The 17,102-nt window shown below is 71.9% G+C and carries 14 protein-coding genes; 9 read left to right on the top strand and 5 right to left on the bottom strand.

What is annotated here, in order from left to right:
- Nucleotides 1–283: 283 nt before the first annotated feature.
- From AVL59_RS03535 to AVL59_RS03555, 5 genes are all read left to right on the top strand, one after another.
- Complete coding sequence (locus AVL59_RS03535) at nucleotides 284–2,245, top strand: AMP-dependent synthetase/ligase (RefSeq protein WP_079146506.1); 1,962 nt, start codon at nucleotides 284–286, stop codon at nucleotides 2,243–2,245.
- A 256-nt stretch (nucleotides 2,246–2,501) separates the two neighbouring features.
- Entirely contained in the window at nucleotides 2,502–3,398 is an 897-nt protein-coding gene (locus tag AVL59_RS03540) for a LysR family transcriptional regulator (protein WP_067299745.1), read from the top strand.
- Between the two features lie 338 nt (nucleotides 3,399–3,736).
- Complete coding sequence (locus AVL59_RS03545; RefSeq protein WP_067299746.1) at nucleotides 3,737–4,555, top strand: ATP-grasp domain-containing protein; 819 nt, start codon at nucleotides 3,737–3,739, stop codon at nucleotides 4,553–4,555.
- A 112-nt stretch (nucleotides 4,556–4,667) separates the two neighbouring features.
- Nucleotides 4,668–5,462: an AfsR/SARP family transcriptional regulator gene (locus AVL59_RS03550; RefSeq protein WP_067299747.1), complete on the top strand. Its 795-nt coding sequence runs from the start codon at nucleotides 4,668–4,670 to the stop codon at nucleotides 5,460–5,462.
- A gap of 170 nt (nucleotides 5,463–5,632) precedes the next feature.
- A complete protein-coding gene (locus AVL59_RS03555) occupies nucleotides 5,633–8,650 on the top strand; it encodes an AfsR/SARP family transcriptional regulator (RefSeq protein ID WP_308281867.1) in 3,018 nt (1,005 codons plus the stop codon).
- Nucleotides 8,651–8,751: 101 nt separating this feature from the next.
- Here AVL59_RS03555 and AVL59_RS03560 read toward each other — a convergent pair whose 3' ends face one another.
- The 4 genes from AVL59_RS03560 to AVL59_RS03575 all read right to left on the bottom strand — a co-directional run bounded on the left by AVL59_RS03560 (nucleotide 8,752) and on the right by AVL59_RS03575 (nucleotide 10,475).
- Nucleotides 8,752–8,955, bottom strand: coding sequence for a hypothetical protein (locus tag AVL59_RS03560; protein WP_067299748.1), 204 nt, complete (start codon nucleotides 8,953–8,955; stop codon nucleotides 8,752–8,754).
- A gap of 150 nt (nucleotides 8,956–9,105) precedes the next feature.
- Entirely contained in the window at nucleotides 9,106–9,333 is a 228-nt protein-coding gene (locus AVL59_RS03565; protein ID WP_067299749.1) for a hypothetical protein, read from the bottom strand.
- A gap of 114 nt (nucleotides 9,334–9,447) precedes the next feature.
- Nucleotides 9,448–9,762, bottom strand: coding sequence for an AzlD domain-containing protein (locus AVL59_RS03570; protein ID WP_067299750.1), 315 nt, complete (start codon nucleotides 9,760–9,762; stop codon nucleotides 9,448–9,450).
- Nucleotides 9,759–10,475 carry an AzlC family ABC transporter permease gene (locus AVL59_RS03575; protein WP_067299751.1) on the bottom strand — a complete coding sequence of 239 codons (717 nt, stop codon included), beginning with the start codon at nucleotides 10,473–10,475 and terminating at the stop codon, nucleotides 9,759–9,761. Before AVL59_RS03575 ends, AVL59_RS03570 begins: the two co-directional genes overlap by 4 nt.
- Nucleotides 10,476–10,543: 68 nt before the next feature.
- Between AVL59_RS03575 and AVL59_RS03580 the strand changes: the two genes are divergently transcribed.
- On the top strand, nucleotides 10,544–11,107 hold the full coding sequence (locus tag AVL59_RS03580) for a helix-turn-helix domain-containing protein (protein WP_067299752.1): 564 nt from the start codon (nucleotides 10,544–10,546) through the stop codon (nucleotides 11,105–11,107).
- Between the two features lie 92 nt (nucleotides 11,108–11,199).
- On the opposite strand, the gene AVL59_RS03585 is transcribed toward AVL59_RS03580, so the two are convergent.
- A complete protein-coding gene (locus tag AVL59_RS03585) occupies nucleotides 11,200–11,403 on the bottom strand; it encodes a cold-shock protein (RefSeq protein ID WP_003992177.1) in 204 nt (67 codons plus the stop codon).
- 287 nt (nucleotides 11,404–11,690) lie between these two features.
- On the opposite strand from AVL59_RS03585, the gene AVL59_RS03590 reads away from it, so the two are divergent.
- The 3 genes from AVL59_RS03590 (at nucleotide 11,691) to AVL59_RS55815 (ending at nucleotide 17,101) form a co-directional block, all read left to right on the top strand.
- Nucleotides 11,691–12,539, top strand: coding sequence for a menaquinone biosynthetic enzyme MqnA/MqnD family protein (locus AVL59_RS03590; protein WP_067299753.1), 849 nt, complete (start codon nucleotides 11,691–11,693; stop codon nucleotides 12,537–12,539).
- 56 nt (nucleotides 12,540–12,595) lie between these two features.
- Entirely contained in the window at nucleotides 12,596–14,533 is a 1,938-nt protein-coding gene (locus tag AVL59_RS03595; protein WP_067316855.1) for a serine/threonine-protein kinase, read from the top strand.
- 195 nt (nucleotides 14,534–14,728) lie between these two features.
- Nucleotides 14,729–17,101, top strand: coding sequence for a serine/threonine-protein kinase (locus tag AVL59_RS55815; protein ID WP_067299754.1), 2,373 nt, complete (start codon nucleotides 14,729–14,731; stop codon nucleotides 17,099–17,101).
- The last annotated feature ends 1 nt before the right edge of the window (nucleotide 17,102 follow it).

The raw sequence follows: 17,102 nt of genomic DNA on the forward strand, positions 1-17,102 counted from the left end.
GGTTACCGGAGGTAAGCCTAGGTCGGGGCGAGAACAGGTCGAGATGAGTCCGCTTGAACCACCCCATGGCCCACCCGCTCACCCGCCCGCCCGACTCGGCCGACCAAGAGGCGAGGTGGCCAAGGGAAGTTGAAGGGATGTCACGAAATTTCAACCCCGGACCACCCCTGAACCCGCACAAGCCCCCCACAGCGGACCCGTACGATCACCAGCCTGAACCGCCGGTAACCCCTTTCCACGGCCCACCGTCGGTGAACACCTCGGCGCACGAGGAACGTACGTCATGCAGCAAGCAGTCCACCGCTGCACGCCCCAGGAGCCGCCCGTGTCCACTGCTCATGTAGTCCACCCCACCGACTACGACGGCGCCCCGGTCCTCGTGGAGCCCGAGATCCGGCGGCTGGACGGCGCCGTACGGGAGGCGTACGTACCGCCGTTCGCCCCGCCCGTACGGCACGGCTCGCTCGCGGACCTGCCGTTCGACAACGCCGAGACGGCACCGGCCGCCATCGTGCTCAGCCGCAGGCACGCCGACGGCCACTGGACGGACGTGACGGCCGCGGACTTCGCCGAGCAGGTGCTCGCGGTCGCGAAAGGTCTCATCGCGGAGGGGCTGGCGCCGGGCGACCGGATCGCCGTGATGGCCCGGACGACGTACGAGTGGACGCTCCTCGACTTCGCCGCCTGGGCGGCCGGCCTGGTCACGGTCCCGGTCTACCCCACCTCCTCCGTCTTCCAGACCCGCTGGATCCTGCACGACTCCGGCGCGGTGGCCCTGGTCACGGAGACCGCGGGCCAGGCCGCCGCCATCGGCCCCGAACTGGAGCGCATACCGGACCTCAGGCACCTGTGGGTGATGGACAAGGGGCACGTGGAGCGGCTGGCCGAGCTGGGCGCCCAGGTGCCCGACGGGGAAGTGGGCGTACGCCGCGGCATGCTGGGCCCCGACACCCTCGCCACCCTCATCTACACCTCGGGCACCACCGGCCGCCCCAAGGGCTGTGCCCTCTCGCACGGCAACTTCTTCGCCGAGGTCGACAACGCCATCGAACTCCTCTACCCGATCTTCAAGGCGAAGTCGGGCGAGGACGTCTCGGTGCTGCTGTTCCTGCCGATGTCCCATGTCTTCGGCCGGATGGTGGCGATCGCCTGCGTGCGGGCCCGGGTGCGGCTCGGGCACGCGCCGAGTCTGAAGGCGGAGGACCTGCTGCCGGACCTCGCCGCCTTCAGGCCGACCTGCCTGCTGACCATCCCGTACATGCTGGAGAAGATCTTCAACTCCGCGCGCGCCAAGGCGGAGGCGGGCGGCCGGGTGTCCGTCTTCGACCGGGCGACCACGGTGGCCGTACGGTACGGGGAGGCGCTGGAGGCCCGGCAGACCGGCACCGGCGGCGGCCCGGGCCGGGCCCTGAAGACGGCCCGTTCCTTCTACGACCCCCTCGTCTACCGTCGCATCCGCACCGCCATGGGCGGCAAGGTCAAGTACGCCATCTGCGGCGGCTCACCGCTCGGCCGGCGCCTGGCCGCGTACTACGCCGGCGCCGGCATCGAGATCTTCGAGGGGTACGGCCTGACCGAGACCACCGCCGCCTCGACCGTGACCCCGCCGCTCAAGCCCCGCCTCGGCACCGTCGGCTGGCCCCTGCCCGGCACCCGGGTGCGGATCGCCGCCGACGGCGAGATCCTGATCGCGGGCGATCACGTCCTGCGCGGCTACTGGGACCCGCAGGCGGGCGGCGTCGTCCCCGCGGCCAAGGACGGCTGGCTGCCCACCGGTGACCTCGGCGAGCTGGACGACGAGGGGTATCTGACCATCACCGGCCGCAAGAAGGAGCTGCTGATCACCGCGGGCGGCAAATCGGTGGCGCCCGCGCCGCTGGAGAACTGGCTGCGCCAGCATCCGCTGGTCTCCCAGTGCATGCTCGTCGGCGACGGACGGCCGTACGTCGCCGCGCTCTTCACCCTGGACCCGGACGGCGTCACGCACTGGCGCCAGATGATCGGAAAGCACCCGGTACCGCCGGAACTCCTCATCGGGGACCCGGAGTTGGAGACGGTTCTGCAGCGGGTGGTGGACGAGGCGAACAAGCTGGTGTCCCGCCCGGAGTCCATCCGCCGTTTCGCGGTCCTGCCGGCGGACTTCACCGAGGAGGCGGGCCATCTGACCCCGTCCATGAAACTCCGCAGGGAACAGATCATGCGGGACTTCGCGGGTGAGGTGGAGAGCCTCTACGACAACCGATGACGGCAGCTGGGACGCCGACTTGGGCGACAACTGACACGACAACTGACACGACGACTGACACGACGACTGACACGACGACTGACACGACGACTGAGACGACGACTGAGACGGCCTCGGGGACGGTCGGCACCCGCTCCCGCGCGCGGAGCGGGTTGCCGCCTGGGTCGGCCGTGTCCCGCCATCGATCCTCATACGGCCTTCACCACCAGTCAATCCTTGGGTTTCCTCTTCAAGTCCAAGTGTTAGCTTGGGTTTCATGACCCTCGACGACCTCCGCGTGTTCGTCGCCGTGTGCCGCGCGGGCAGCCTCAGTTCCGTCGCCCGGGACCTCGGCTGCACCCAGTCCGCCGTCAGCCAGCACGTCAGGCGGCTGGAGCGGGAGACCGGCGTGGCCCTCCTTGAGCGGCAGCCGCGCGGGGTGATCCCCACCCAGGCCGGCCGCATCCTGGAGGCGGCGGCCGCCGAGGGAATCTCGGGCCTGGACCTGGCGGTACGGCAGCTGCGCGATCTCCTCGACGGCCACAGCGGGTACGTCCGCGTCGCCACCGGTGCCACCACCGTCCGCCACTTCATGGCCGACGCGGTCGTCACCTTCCGCCGCAGCCACCCGAAGGTCAACCTCGAATTCCGCACGGTCAGTTCGGGCCGGGGCAGCTTCGACGCCCTCGCCGACGGCACCCTCGACCTCGCCTGGATCACCGTCGGCCCGCCGGTACGGGGCATCGAGCAGCGGACGGTGGTGGAACTGCCGTGGGTACTCGCCGTACGGGCCGACGACCCCCTTGCCGGGCGGCCCCACCTCGACCCCGCCGAGCTGTCCGACGTACGGCTCATCCGCCTCCCCCCGAACTCCACCTCCGCCGCCCACCTGGACGGCGCGTGTGCCGAGCTGGGCGTCAGGTTCGGCTACGACACCAGCGTCGCGGACTGGGACACGGCCCTGATGCTGGCCGAGCTGGGGGTGGGGCGGGCGGTCGTACCGGCCGTACCGGGCCTGCCGGTGCCGGGTGACGGCGAGTTGCGGCTCGTGCCCCTGCCGGGCCTTCGTCCGCTTCCCGTCGGCTGGGCCGTGCGCCGCTGGGACGCCCTCAGCCCTCCGGCGCGGGCGTTCGCGGACACGGTCGTCGAGCGCCGGGCCGCCGGCGCGCGCTGAGCGCGAGTTCCGACCACACCGTCTTCGCGGCGTCACATCGCGGGGCGTCCGCCGCACAAAGGTCCCGCGAGACCCGCCCGCGGACCGGCCCCCGTCCGGTGAAACACCCGGACAGGGGCGTAAACCGGCTGTTCTGTTTTTGCTGTGAATCCGCCCGCGGCAAGTGACGGGGAGCGGGTAGCGTAGGTAGGTGGCGATCGTGTCCATGGTTTGTCACGCACGCGGAAGAAGTGAACGTCTTGGGTCAACGCGCTCGGGAACCGGCCGGGATCGGATCGGTATCGCCCACTCGTAGCCTGCCTTTCCACCCTCGCCGACTCCGTCCCCCGAGCAGAGGCATGAAAGAAGACAACGACGTCCGCCGGATCTTCCTGCTGAACCCGGACCCGCGCCTCATCCGCCAGGCCGCACTCGCGGATGTCCAAGTGCGCTCCATCCGGGTCGACATGACGGACGAGTCGGCGCTGCGCGTGGCGCTCGCCCAGGCCGCCGAGGCCGGGCTGTGCGTCAACCCGGCCCGCGCCCTGCGAGTTTTGTCCGACCCGACGGCCGTACAGCGCCTGGTCCGCGACAACCGTCTGTCCCCCGGCGGCACCGAGGCGGCGCCCGGCCGGCCGCGGCTGACCGTGGAGACGCTGAGCGTCCACGGCATGCACCAGGCCGTCGGCATCACCGCCCGGACGCCCTACGGCCTGCTTCACCCCGCCCCGCTCACGGACGACACCGCCGCCGAGGTACGCGCGGTGGTGACCGCGCTGCTGGACCTGGCCGGATACCAGTACGGGCCGGCCCACGCCGAGGTCACCCTCGCCCCCGGCGGGCCGGTGATCACCGGCTGCCGGACGGGGCTCGGGGACGACCCGGTGCCGGAACTGCTCAAGGCGGCCGGCGGGTTCGACCTGGCGGCCGGAGCCATCGAAGTACTCGCCGGACGGCTGGTCCACGCGGCGCGGCCGAATCGGTTCGCCGCCGCGGCCGTGCTGGCCCCGCCGTGGCTGCTGGAGAGCGCCGAGGTGGGCGTCCTGCCGCATGTCGGGTTCGTCGCACCGCCCGAGGCACCGCGCCCCGGGCACCTCGTCGTGCACGCCGATTCGCCCGAGGTCGCGGCCCGGCGCGTCGCCTCCCTCAGATCACTGGTCGTCGGCGACGACCGCTGACCGGCCACCGGGAACGGATCGGGAACGATTCGGTACGGGACGACCGCACTGTTGATACGTCGCCGGGAGAAGGACGACGACGCCAGCGGCATCAACGGGAGGCGGAGTCAGGATGCTGAAGTTCTCGATCCTCGGGGCACTGCAGATCCGTACCGTGTCCGGTCCTGCGGAGATCTCCGGCGACCTGCAGCGCACCCTGGTGCAGACCCTGCTGATCAGCGAGGGCCAGCCGGTCTCCGGAGAGAGCCTGGTCGAGGAGATGTGGGGGGACGCCGTCCCCGACCGCCAGGCCAACGCGCTCCAGGCCCATGTCAGCCGGCTGCGCCGCAAACTGCGCGGCCTGGAGCCCGGCAGGGCGGACTCCAGGGTGACCATCCACCCCTCCGGCTACCGGCTGACCGTGGCGGAGGGCGAGCTGGACGCCGACGAGTTCATCCGGACCGTACGGCAGGCCGAGGCGGCCTCGCCCGATGACGCGGCCCGCACCGCGCGGCTGCTCGGCGATGCCCTGGCGCTGTGGCGCGGCCCGGTCTTCGGCGGGTTCACGGCCGGGACCCTGTGCCAGCTGGCGGGCGCCCGCTACGAGGAGTACCGGATGCGTGCCATGGAACTGCGCTTCGACGCCGAACTGCGGCTCGGCCGGCATGCCGCCGTCCTCGCCGAGCTGGCCGAGGCACACACCAACCACCCGCTGCGGGAACACTTCTGCGAGCAGCTGATGATCGCCCTGTACTGCTCGGGACGGCAGGCCGACGCCCTCGACGTCTTCCGCCGGATGCGCCGCCATCTGGACGACGAGCTCGGTATCCAGCCATCTCCGGCCCTGCGGCAGGTGGAGAGCGCCATCCTCTGCCACGATCCCGCCCTGGCGGGTGATGCGCGATCTACGCTGCTACAACTCGCCTAAACATGGTTAGCTGTGTGCCCCGGACGGCATGCACCGCGGGTAACGTGAAGTCGCCTTCCCGTGTGGCTCGTTCGGGTACAACCTAGGATTGGCCCGAATATCTCGGGCTGGGCGGGGCAACGGGGCGGGGGGACGGGTTTGTGGAGTCGGCGGCATCCGGTCTGCCTGTCTTGCGGTTCAACATCCTCGGCGCGCTGGAAGGCTGGCACGGCGAGCGGCGGCTGAGACTCGGCAGCCCGACCCAGGAACGCGTGCTCGCCACGCTGTTACTGGAGCCCGGACGCATGGTCCCGATGACCCGGCTGGTGGCCGCCGCCTGGGACGACGAACCCCCGCAGACCGCCGGCCACCAGATCCGCAAGGCCGTCGCCGCGCTGCGCACCCGCATCCCGGGCGGCTCCTCGCTGATCGTCACCGACGGGGCCGGATACCGGGCCGTCCTCACGGACGAGCAACTGGACCTCCACGAGTTCACCCGGCGCTCGCAGGAGGCCCGGCAGGCGGTGGCCGCCGGGCAGTCCGCCGAGGCGGTCGGGCACCTGCGGGCCTGTCTGGACCTGTGGCGGGGTCCGGTCATGGCCGGCACCGGCGGCGCGGTGATCAGCGCGGCCTCGGCGGCCCTCGAGGAACGGCACATGGCCGTCGCCGAGCAGTACTTCGAGCTGCAGCTGGAACTCGGACAGTCCGGCGAACTCATCGGACCGCTACGCGAGTTGATTACCGCGCACCCGCTGCGGGAGACCCTGCGCGGACGCCTGATGGTCGCCCTGTACCGGGCGGGCCGGCAGGCGGAGGCGCTGGAGGAGTTCGGCCGGGTGCGCGAACTGCTCGTGGAGGAGCTGGGCATCGACCCGGGCGCCGAGCTGACCCGGCTGTACGAGGCCATCCTGCGCGACAGCCCCGAGGTGGCCCCGCGTGTGCCGCAGTCCGTGGCCGACCGCGCCGCCCTCCTCGTCCCCGCACCGCTCGACCCGCCGTCCGCGTCCGACCCCGCACCCTGCACCCTGCCCTACGACCTGCCGGACTTCACCGGCCGGGACACCGAGCTGGCCCGGCTGCTGGAGGTGGGCCGGGCCCCGGCCGGCCGGAGCACCCGGATCGTCGGTGTGGACGGCATGGGCGGCAGCGGCAAGACCGCCCTCGCCGTGCACGCCGCCCATCTGCTCGCTCCCGACTACCCCGACGGCCAGCTCTTCGTCGACCTGCGTGGATTCAGCCCCGGCGAGAAGGCCCAGGAGCCGAGCGCCGTCCTGCACTCCCTGCTGCGCACCCTCGGCGTCCCGGACGACCGGATACCGGACGACCTGGAAAGACGCACCACCCTCTGGCGAACCGTTTCCGCCCAGCGAAGACTCCTGCTGCTGCTCGACAACGCGGCCGACGTCGCCCAGGTACGTCCCCTGCTGCCCGCCTCCGAGGACTGCCTGGCGATCCTCACCGGCCGGGTGCGCATGCTGGAGCTGGACGGCGCGGAGTGGCTCTCCCTGGGGCTGCTGTCGGCGGACGACAGCATCACACTGCTCACGCGGACGCTCGGCGTCGACCGCACCACCGCCGAACCCCAGGCCGTCGACCAGCTCGCCCGGCTGTGCTGCGGCCTCCCGCTGGCCCTGCGCATCACCACGGCACGGCTGCGCAACCGCCCCCGCTGGACCGTTCAGTACCTGGTCGACCGGCTCGCCGACGAGACACGGCGGCTGCGGGAGCTGAGCGCCGGGGAACGCAGCGTCGAGGCCACGCTGCGGCTGTCGTACCAGGGGATGGAGGAGGACCAGCGCGTTGCGTTCCGGCTGCTGGGTCTGCACCCGGGCAGTGCCATCGACGTCCATTCGGCGGCGGCGCTGCTGGGCGCCGATGTCCACGACACGGAGGACCTGCTGGAGCTCCTGCTCGACAACCATCTCCTGGAACAGCATGAGGCGGGGCTCTACGGCTTCCACGACCTGGTACGCACCTACGCGATGGGCGTGCGGGAGCCCGAGGACGACGAGGAGGGGGCGGTCGAGCGGCTGGTTTCGTACTACACGCTGGCCACCGACCAGGCCTGTGAGATCCTCTTCCCCGGTCGCAACCGCTACAGCGATCCGCCCGAGCCGAGTTCAGCCGAACTGCCGCGGCTGGACGGCGACGGTCAGGCACTGCGATGGTTCGACCGGGAGCACGAGGCGCTGCTGGCGGTCGCCACCCGGGCAGGTACACAGGGTCTGCACCGAACTGCCGCGCTGCTGGCCCGCAACGTGCTGTTCTACCTCCATCTGCGTGGGCACTACGAGGAGTTCCGGGGCGTAAACACCGTCGCGGTCTCAGCCTGCCGACAGCTCGACGACCCGGTGCTGCTCAGCCTGAGCCTGTGCAATCTGGCCGTGGGCCAGTGGTGGCTCGGCAACTTCCATGACGGCATCAGCACCGCTCAGGAGGCCCTGGAGCTGGTCGGCAGCAGCGATCGCCGCACCGAGGGGTTCTGCATCGAGGTGCTCGGCCTGCTGCACGGGGCCCTCGGCAACTTTGACGAGGCCCGCTTCCACTTGGTCCGAGGCATCGCGCTGCACCGGGACTTGGGCGCGCACCGGCAGGAGGCCGAGGCACTGGTCAATCTCAGCTCAGTGCAGACTTGGACGGGCCACTACGCCGAGGGTGTCCGGTACGCGGCTCGGGCCACTGAACTGAACCGGCGCCTGGGCGAGCGCAGCAATGAGATCTCCTCGCTGTCCTGGCTGGCGCTGGCCCACCTCGGCACCGGTGAAGACGAGCGGGCGCGGGCCTGTCTCTCCCAGGCTCTCGAACTGTGCGACGATTCCCGGCAGCCGGGAAATGTTGCCTTCGTGCTCGCGCACTGGGCCCGGGTCTGTCAGCGCCTCGGCGAGGTGAGCTCGGCCGCGGAATACGCCGAGCGCGCCCTGGACCTGGTCTCCGCCGGCGGGACGGTGCTGCGCCAGGCCGCCGTGGTGAACGTGGTGGGCTTGGTCCACCTGTGCGCCGACGCACCCGATCGGGCCATGGAACTGTACCGCCGCGCCCACGAGTTGGCTTCCCGCCTCGGCTACCGGATCGAGATCGCTCGGGCCCTTCACGGAATGGCCGAGGCGGCACGGGTGTTGGGTGATGAACCGACGGCGCGTCGGCATCAGCGCGAGGCCGATGTTCTGTACGACGTGATGGGGGTGACGGAGGCAGGACGGCGGCTCTAGGCAACGGGCACACGGGCGGAGGCGTTTGCGGAAGCTCGCGCCCATGAGGACGGCACCGACGGGGCGTGAGCCCGGCCGGTGCCGTCGATGCCGCGGTGCGGTCAGTAGTGGAGACGGCCGGGCATCTGGTCGTCCGCCAGGACCGTGCCGGAGTCCGCCCGGTGCCCCGACGGGTCGGAGGCGACGTGCACCAGTGTCCGCTCCGCACCGGTCGCCGGAACGGCCGCCGCCGTGCCGAGCGCCAGAACACCCGCGCCGGTGAGCGCGGCCAGAACCGTCTTCGTACGCAGTGCGGTAGTGCGCATAGCTAAGCCCCCCAGAAGTGACGGATCGTGATCCGGTCGCCGGGCCCCTCCCCGACGTCGCAACCGATGCTCGGTGCGAGCGATCCTGATGCCGTCCCCACCGGTTACCGTCCCGGGGCGGTCCCCCGGTACTCCTGGTTTCAACCGCTGTTACGGCTCCTGGGTCGGTGCGGGCTTGCGGGCGAACAGGTAGGCCTGGCCGACCGATTCGCCGAGGTGACGGTCGGGTTCGCGCACCGTGCGGGAGCCGAGGGCGAACCCAGTGTCCGTGAGCAGCTCGGCGAAGAGCGCGGGCAGCCGGTCCACCGGGGTGTGGATGGCCGAGTACCAGGAGACGACGCCGGCCGGCTCACCGTCGGCGAGGTCGAGGTCCAGCATGGAGCCCTGCTCGAAGCGCAGCTCCGGATGCTCGCGGCGGCCGATTCGGGTGGTGGGCGGGCATGGGCCCGGGGGTCCAGGGGGCGGAGCCCTCTGGTGGATTGCCGACGGTACCTACGCCACCCCGGCCAGCCGCAGCGCCGCTGCCGTCGCGGCGGCGCCCAGCACCACCACCACGAACGGCGCCCGTCGCCACGCCAGCACCCCGCCCACCAGCACCCCGGCCGGGCGGGCCCACCCCGCGAAGCCCCCGCCCTCCGTCAGCGCGCCCGTGGCCAGCAGGGCGACGAGCAGGACGACCGCCCCCGCCGACGTCAGCTCCTGCACCCGGGCCGGGATCGTCACCCGGCCGTGCAGCAACGGGCCCACCAGCCGGAAGGCGTAAGTTCCCACCGCCAGGGCGAGGATCATCACGACCGTGGCATTCATACGGCGGCCTCCCGCGGCCGGCGGTGCAGGACCAGCCCGGCCAGCGCGAGCAGCACCGGCACCCCGGCCGGCACCGAGGGCGTCACGGCCAGCGCCAGGGCGGCGCCGAGCAGCGCGCACCGCCGTATCGTCGCGTCCGCGCGGACGACGGGGAGCACCAGGGCCACGAGGACGGCGGGGAAGGCCGCGTCGAGGCCGTAGCGGGCGGTGTCACCCAGGGCGCTCCCGGCGATCGCCCCGGCCAGCACGCCCGCGTTCCACACGGCGAACAGGCCGAGCCCGGAGATCCAGAACGCCCTGCGCCGCCGTACCGGATCGCTCTGGGCGAGGGCGAAGGCGACCGTTTCGTCGGTGACGAGGTGCGCGCCCAGGAAACGGGTCGCGCGACCGGTATCGAGAATGTCCGCCACCGCCAGACTGAAGGCGGCCGTCCGGGTGTTGAGGAGCAGACCGGTGGCCGCGGCGGCGAACGGGCCGCCTCCGGCGAGCAGGACGCCGACCGCGCTGAACTGGGCGGATCCGGCGTACACCACCACCGACATCACCACCGGCACCCACATCGGCAGCCCGCCGGCGACGGAGACCGCGCCGAAGGAGACGCCGACGATCCCGCTGGCGAGCCAGACCAGGGAACTGTCACGGACGAGTGATGCGGTCTCGGACGGTGTGGCCTCGGGTGTTCTGACCTTGGATGTTCGGAGAAGCGAACGCATGTTTCCTATGATGGACAGGCGGGCAATTGTCCGTCAAGGCGAACGATCGTACCGATGGAGCGAACGGCATGACCGAGACCCCCGCCCGGCTCCCGCTGGAGTGGATCGCCGCGTCCCTGAAGCGCGAGCGCACCCGCACCGGGCTGTCCCTGTCCGAGCTGGCCAAGCGCGCCGGGATCGCGAAGTCCACGCTGTCCCAGCTGGAGGCGGCGAGCGGGAATCCGAGCATGGAGACCATCTGGGCGCTCGCGGTGACCCTCGGGGTGCCCTTCAGTGTGCTCGTCGAGCCGCCCGCGCCCACCGTCCAGGTGATCCGGGCCGGCGAGGGGCCGACGCTGCACTCCGAGCAGTCCAGCTATCTGGCCTCGCTGCTGTCGGCCAGTCCGCCCGGTGCGCGCAGGGACATCTATTACGTCTGGCTGGAACCCGGGTCCGTACGGGATTCGGAGCCGCACATTCCCGGAACCACGGAGCACATCGTGGTCACCGAGGGAAGAGTCAAGGCCGGGCCGCGCGGGGAAGCGGTCGAGCTGGGGCCCGGGGATTACGTGTCGTACCGCGGGGACGTTCCGCACGCGTACGAAGCGCTCGCGGACGGAACGAAGTTCGTGCTGATCATGCAGCACATGTGAACTCGAAATGAACGGGAAAAGGCAGGAGCCCCGTCGCCTTGCGGCGCGGGGCTCCTTGGGTACTGCACTCAGGTTCTGCGATCAGGCAGTGATCAGACGGGGGTGACGTTCTCCGCCTGCGGACCCTTCGGGCCCTGCGTCACGTCGAAGCTCACCTGCTGGTTCTCCTCGAGGGAGCGGAAGCCGGAGGCGTTGATCGCGGAGTAGTGAACGAAGACGTCGGGGCCGCCGCCCTCCTGGGCGATGAAGCCAAAGCCCTTTTCGGCGTTGAACCACTTCACGGTTCCGGTAGCCATAAGCCCTCCTTGGGCTCAAAAGGGTTGCCCTGCTCCAGAACCTGCAAGTGCGAAACGGTGCTGCACAACTGCATTCGTCTGAAAACGACGAGAGCCCGCGGTTACATGCTCCGCAGGCTCTGTACTGCAAGGGAAACCAAACTGCAACTTGCGGCGAGCCTAGCACGAGGGCAGCCGAAAGCAATAGAGGCCAAGATCACGTCACCCGAATGTTTGAATCATCGGAGAGCCGCCTTGACGGTGGGGTCGGTCCCAGCACCGTACAGCACGGGGTCTAGTCTCGCGATGTGGACAATTCTCGCACCCGGCCGCGCGTCGGCCACATCCAGTTCCTGAACTGCCTGCCCCTCTACTGGGGGCTCGCGAGAACCGGCACGCTCCTCGACTTCGAGCTGACCAAGGACACCCCGGACAAGCTCAACGAGAAGCTGGTGCAGGGTGAACTCGACATCGCGCCCATCACCTTGGTCGAGTTCCTGAAGCACGCGGACGATCTGGTCGCCTTCCCCGACATCGCCGTCGGCTGCGACGGCCCGGTGATGTCCTGCGTGATCGTCTCGCAGCTCCCTCTGGACCGGCTGGACGGAGCCAGGGTCGCCCTCGGTTCGACCTCCCGCACCTCGGTCCGGCTCGCCCAGCTCCTGCTCGCCGAGCGCTACGGCGTGCAGCCCGACTACTACACCTGCCCGCCCGACCTCAGCCTGATGATGCAGGAGGCGGAGGCCGCCGTGCTCATCGGCGACGCCGCCCTGCGCGCCAACCTCATCGACGGCCCCCGCTACGGCCTCGAGGTGCACGACCTGGGCGCGATGTGGAAGGAGTGGACGGGCCTGCCGTTCGTCTTCGCGGTGTGGGCCGCCCGGCGCGACTACCTGGAGCGCGAGCCGTCGATCACCCGCAAGGTCCACGAGGCCTTCCTCGACTCCCGCAACCTCTCCCTGGAGGAGGTCGGCAAGGTCGCCGAGCAGGCGGCCCGCTGGGAGGCCTTCGACGAGCGCACGCTGGAGCAGTACTTCACCACCCTCGACTTCAGCTTCGGCGAGCCGCAACTGGCGGCGGTCGCCGAGTTCGCGCGCCGGGTCGGCCCGACGACCGGGTTCCCGGCGGATGTGAAGGTGGATCTGCTCCAGCCGTAGTCACTACGCTTCGAGTAGTGAGGCGTACCAGGGGGACCGGGGGAGAGGTGGACGCCATGCAGCCGCTCGCAGCCGACGAACCGGCCGCCGTCGGGCCCTACCGGCTGCTCGGCCGGCTCGGCGCGGGCGGCATGGGCCGTGTCTACCTGGGCCGCAGCGCGGGCGGCCGTACGGTCGCGGTGAAGATCGTGCACCCGCACTTCGCGCTGGACGAGGAGTTCCGGGCCCGCTTCCGGCGGGAGGTCGAGGCCGCCCGCCGGGTCGGCGGCGCCTGGACCGCGCCCGTCCTGGACGCGGACCCGGAGGCCGCCGTGCCCTGGGTCGCCACCGCCTACGCGGCCGGACCCTCCCTCGCCGCGGCCGTCGCGGACCGCGGCCCGCTGCCCCCGCACACCGTACGGGCCCTGGGCGCGGGCCTCGCCGAGGCGCTGGCGGCGGTGCACGAACTGGGCCTCGTCCACCGCGACGTGAAGCCCTCCAACATCCTGCTGACCCTGGACGGCCCGCTCCTCATCGACTTCGGCATCGCCCGTGCCACGGACGGCACGGCATCCCTGACCTCGACCGGCGTCTCCGTCGGCTCGCCCGGCTACATGGCCCCCGAGCAGATCCTCGGCAAGGGCGTCACCGGCGCGGCCGACGTCTTCTCCCTCGGCGCGGTGCTGGCCTTCGCCTCGACCGGTGAGCCGCCGTTCTCCGGCGACTCCTCGGCCGCGCTGCTCTACAAGGTCGTCCACGAGGAGCCCGAACTGGGGCACTTCACCGGCGAGTTGCGGCAGGCGGCGGCCGCCTGTCTGGCCAAGGACCCCACCGCCCGCCCGGCCCCCGCCGAGCTGGCCCGCAGGCTCGCCCCCGAGGGCGCCGCCCGCCTGGTCGCCGGCGGCTGGCTGCCGGGCGCCCTGGTGGAGCAGGTCAGCCGAGGCGCCGTACACCTCCTCAACCTGGAGACGGCCGAGACGGCACCGTCGGGTCCGGTGGCGTTCAGCAGCCCTTCGGTGGGCGGGGCGCGGGGAGTGACGTCCGGGGCGGTGCCGGACAGCGGCGCATCCGGGACCGGGCCGGGAGCCGGTCCGGGAAGCGGGCGGTTCGGGTCGGCTTCGGGCGAGTCCGGGGCTGTCGCCGGTGAGTTCGGACCGGCTCCGCTGATGACTCCGCCCGGGGTGCCGACGGGGGCGTCCGGCCCTTCTCCGGCCGTGCCGTTCAGTGCCGCGGGCTCCGTGTCCGGTGCCCCGGATGCGCAGTCCGGTGGCCCGGGTGCCCCGGCCATGCCCTCCCACGCCCCGGGCCTGCCGCCCGGGACCCCCGCCGTCGGGCCGGGGGCCGTGCCCGGGCCGCGAGATGCGGTGCCGGCGCCCGGCAAGCTCAGTGTCAGCGTGGCGGCGTCCGCCGCGCCCGGGGAGAACGGGCGCGGGCGGCGGGTGAGTTGCACCGTTGCGCTGGCCGTGGCGGGGGCGCTGGCCGCCGGGGCGGTGGGTCTCGGGGCCCTGCTGCGGCCATGGGCAGGCGGTGGTCACGACACTGCGGGGAGCGCCCCGGCCGCCTCCCACCCGGCCGACGGCGCCTCCTCGGCGGGGTCCGGCGACGCGGCGGACGAGCCCTCCCCGGCCCCCAGTGCGAGCGGCGGCACCGCGGCCGCGATCCCGGCCCGCTACCTCGGCACCTGGGAGGGCCAGGCGGCCGGACTCGACGGCCGCCTGCCCATGGGCACCTTCCGGCTCACCGTGCACCAGGCGGGCGTCGGCGAGGAGTTGGGGCGGCTCACCCAGACCGACCAGGTCGGCGCCGTCTGCACCGACATCCTCACCCTGAAGAAGGTGACCAGGACACGGATCGTGGCGACGTCGGTGGGCGCCAAGGACAACCACCTCGGCTGCGACCCCGCCCCGCACCAGGTGGAGTTGACACCGACCGGCGACGACCTGACGTACACAGCGGACAGTTCGGCCGAAGGCAACCCCGTGTCGCGGATGTCGAAGGTCGACCGGCGCGGCTGAGCTCCCGCCCCCGCCACCACTCCCTCCCCTGCTGTCACTACTGTGTCCGCGTTGGCGAACGCCAACCGCGCACCGCCTGCACCGGCCACCGGACCGGCAAGGCGCGACAAGGCAACGCAACGCAGTACAACGCAGCGCAAGGCAGCGCAAGGCAGCGCAAAGCGTCGCAACGGGGAAGGACGGGGAACGCCCGCCATGGAGACACTGCAGCCGGACGACCCACGGGAGTTGGGCGGCTACCGCATGCTGCGCACACTCGGAGCCGGCGGTATGGGCCGGGTCTACCTGGCCCGTTCGCCCGGCGGCCGGACCGTCGCCGTGAAGGTCGTACGCCCCGACCTCGCCGCCGACGCCGACTTCCGCCGCCGCTTCCGGCACGAGGTGGAGATCGCCCAGGCGGTCTCCGGCCAGTACACCGCCTCGGTCGTGGACGCCGACCCCGACGCGCCGCTGCCGTGGCTGGCGACGTCGTACGTGCTCGGCCCGGACCTGACGGACGTCGTCGCCGCGCACGGCGCGCTCCCCGAGGGCACCGTCCGCGCGCTCGGCGCCGGGCTCGCGGCCGCTCTCCAGGAGATCCACGCGGCGGGACTGATCCACCGTGACCTCAAGCCGTCGAACGTCCTCCTCGCCGCGGACGGCCCCCGCGTCATCGACTTCGGCATCGCGCGGGCGGTGGACGGCAACCGTATGACCCAGACCGGGGTCGTCGTCGGCTCGCCCGGCTACATGCCCCCGGAGCAGGCCCTCGGCCAGGACGTCGGCACGGCGGGCGACGTCTTCTCCCTGGGCGCCGTTCTCGCCTTCGCGGCCACCGGCCGCAACGTCTTCGGCGACGGCGCGGCCTCCCACGCGGCCATGCTCTATCAGGTCGTCCACGGCGAAGCGGACCTGACCGGCGTACCGCAGTCGCTGCTCGGTCTGCTGCGGGCCTGTCTGCTGAAGGACCCGGCCGGCCGGCCCGCCCCCGCCGAGATCGTGGCGGCGCTGGCCCCGCAGGGCGTCGAGGGCGTGCTCAGCGACTGGCTGCCCTCCGCGGTGGCGTCCACCATCGCCACCCACGCGGCCGGGATCCTGGACCTGGAGGCGCCGGAGCATCCGGCCGCACCGGCCGCCGCCTCCTTCGGCCCGGCCCCGACGATGCCGGCCGGCGCGCAGCCGCCGGCGGGCACCCCCGCGGCGGGCTACGGCCACCCGCAGCCCGCCGCGCAGCCACCCGCGGGCACGCCCGCGGCGGGCTACGGCTACCCGCAGCCCGGGACCCCCGCCCCCGGCTACGGGACCCCCACCCCGGGCTACGGCACTCTGCAGCCCGGCACCGTTCAGCTGGGCGCCGCGGACGCCTCCTCCCCGGCACCCTCCCGCCGCCGCGCCCTCGCCTACGCCCTCGGCGGTGCCGCCGCCGTCGCCGCGGTCGGCGGGGGCACCGCCTGGTGGCTGGGCCACAAGGACGGCGGCACCGGCACGTCCACCGGCGCGGGCGGCCACGGCGGTTCGGGCAAGCCGGTCGCCGAGTCCTTCACCACCCCGCCCGCGGGCGTGGCCCCGCAGCCGCTGTGGCACACCAGCGTGGCCGAGGACAGCACCAGCACGGCGGTACCGCTCCTCACCTACGACGGCCTGCTGCTGATGAGCGGCGATCCGCTCGTGGCGTACGACGTGAAGACGGGCAAGGCGCGCTGGTCCAAGAAGGACATCTGCCGCAGCGGAGCCCAGCTGCTCTTCCACGACGGCAAGGTGTTCCTGGTCGACGGCGACTACGACGGCGTCCTCGTCGCCTACGACGTCAGGACCGGCGAGGAGGCCTGGCGCAGCCGGCTCGGCAAGAAGATGCAAATCGAGCGCACGATCGCGATCGACGACAAGAACGTGTACGTGACGGTGACCGACTTCGGCGAGGCGAAGAGCGCCACGAACTACCGCACGGCCGTCGCGGCGATCAGCCACACCACGGGCCAGAAGGTGTGGCTGCAGAAGCGCGACTGGGGCACCGACGACTACGAGGTCGACGGCGCCGTAGTCGGCAAGTACCTCGTCTACACCGATTCCAAGTACAACCTCACCGTCCGGGACACGGCCACCGGCAACCAGCTGTGGACCAAGAAGATCGGCGACAACTGGAGCTGGCTGCCCACGGTCGCGAACGGGCTCGTCTTCGTGCCGGGCAAGCAGCTGACGGCCGTGGACGTGGAGACCGGCGCCACCCGTTGGACACTGTCCCCCAACGGCCGGCGCGGCTTCTACAACCCGACCGTCATCGACGGTGTGCTCTACGCCGGCGACTACGACCGCGGTGTCTGGGCCGTCGACGTCAAGAACGGCAAGCGGATCTGGCTCTGCGACGAGAGTTCCAGGGGAGCGCAGTCGTTCCTCAGAGCCGGGGCGACGCTGTACGGGGTCGGCGGCTCCCTGGCGGGTGGCGTCGCGGCCATCAACGCCAAGACCGGCAAGGTCCGCTGGACCTGGACCGACAACAAGGACGCCGACGACTCCTGGCAGATGGCCCTGTCCGGAAACCGGCTGATGGTGACCAACGGGCCGGAGATCTACGGGATGTCGGCCGTCTGAG

Origin of the sequence: Streptomyces griseochromogenes, assembly GCF_001542625.1 — a bacterium.
Classification (GTDB): Bacteria; Actinomycetota; Actinomycetes; order Streptomycetales; family Streptomycetaceae; genus Streptomyces; species Streptomyces griseochromogenes.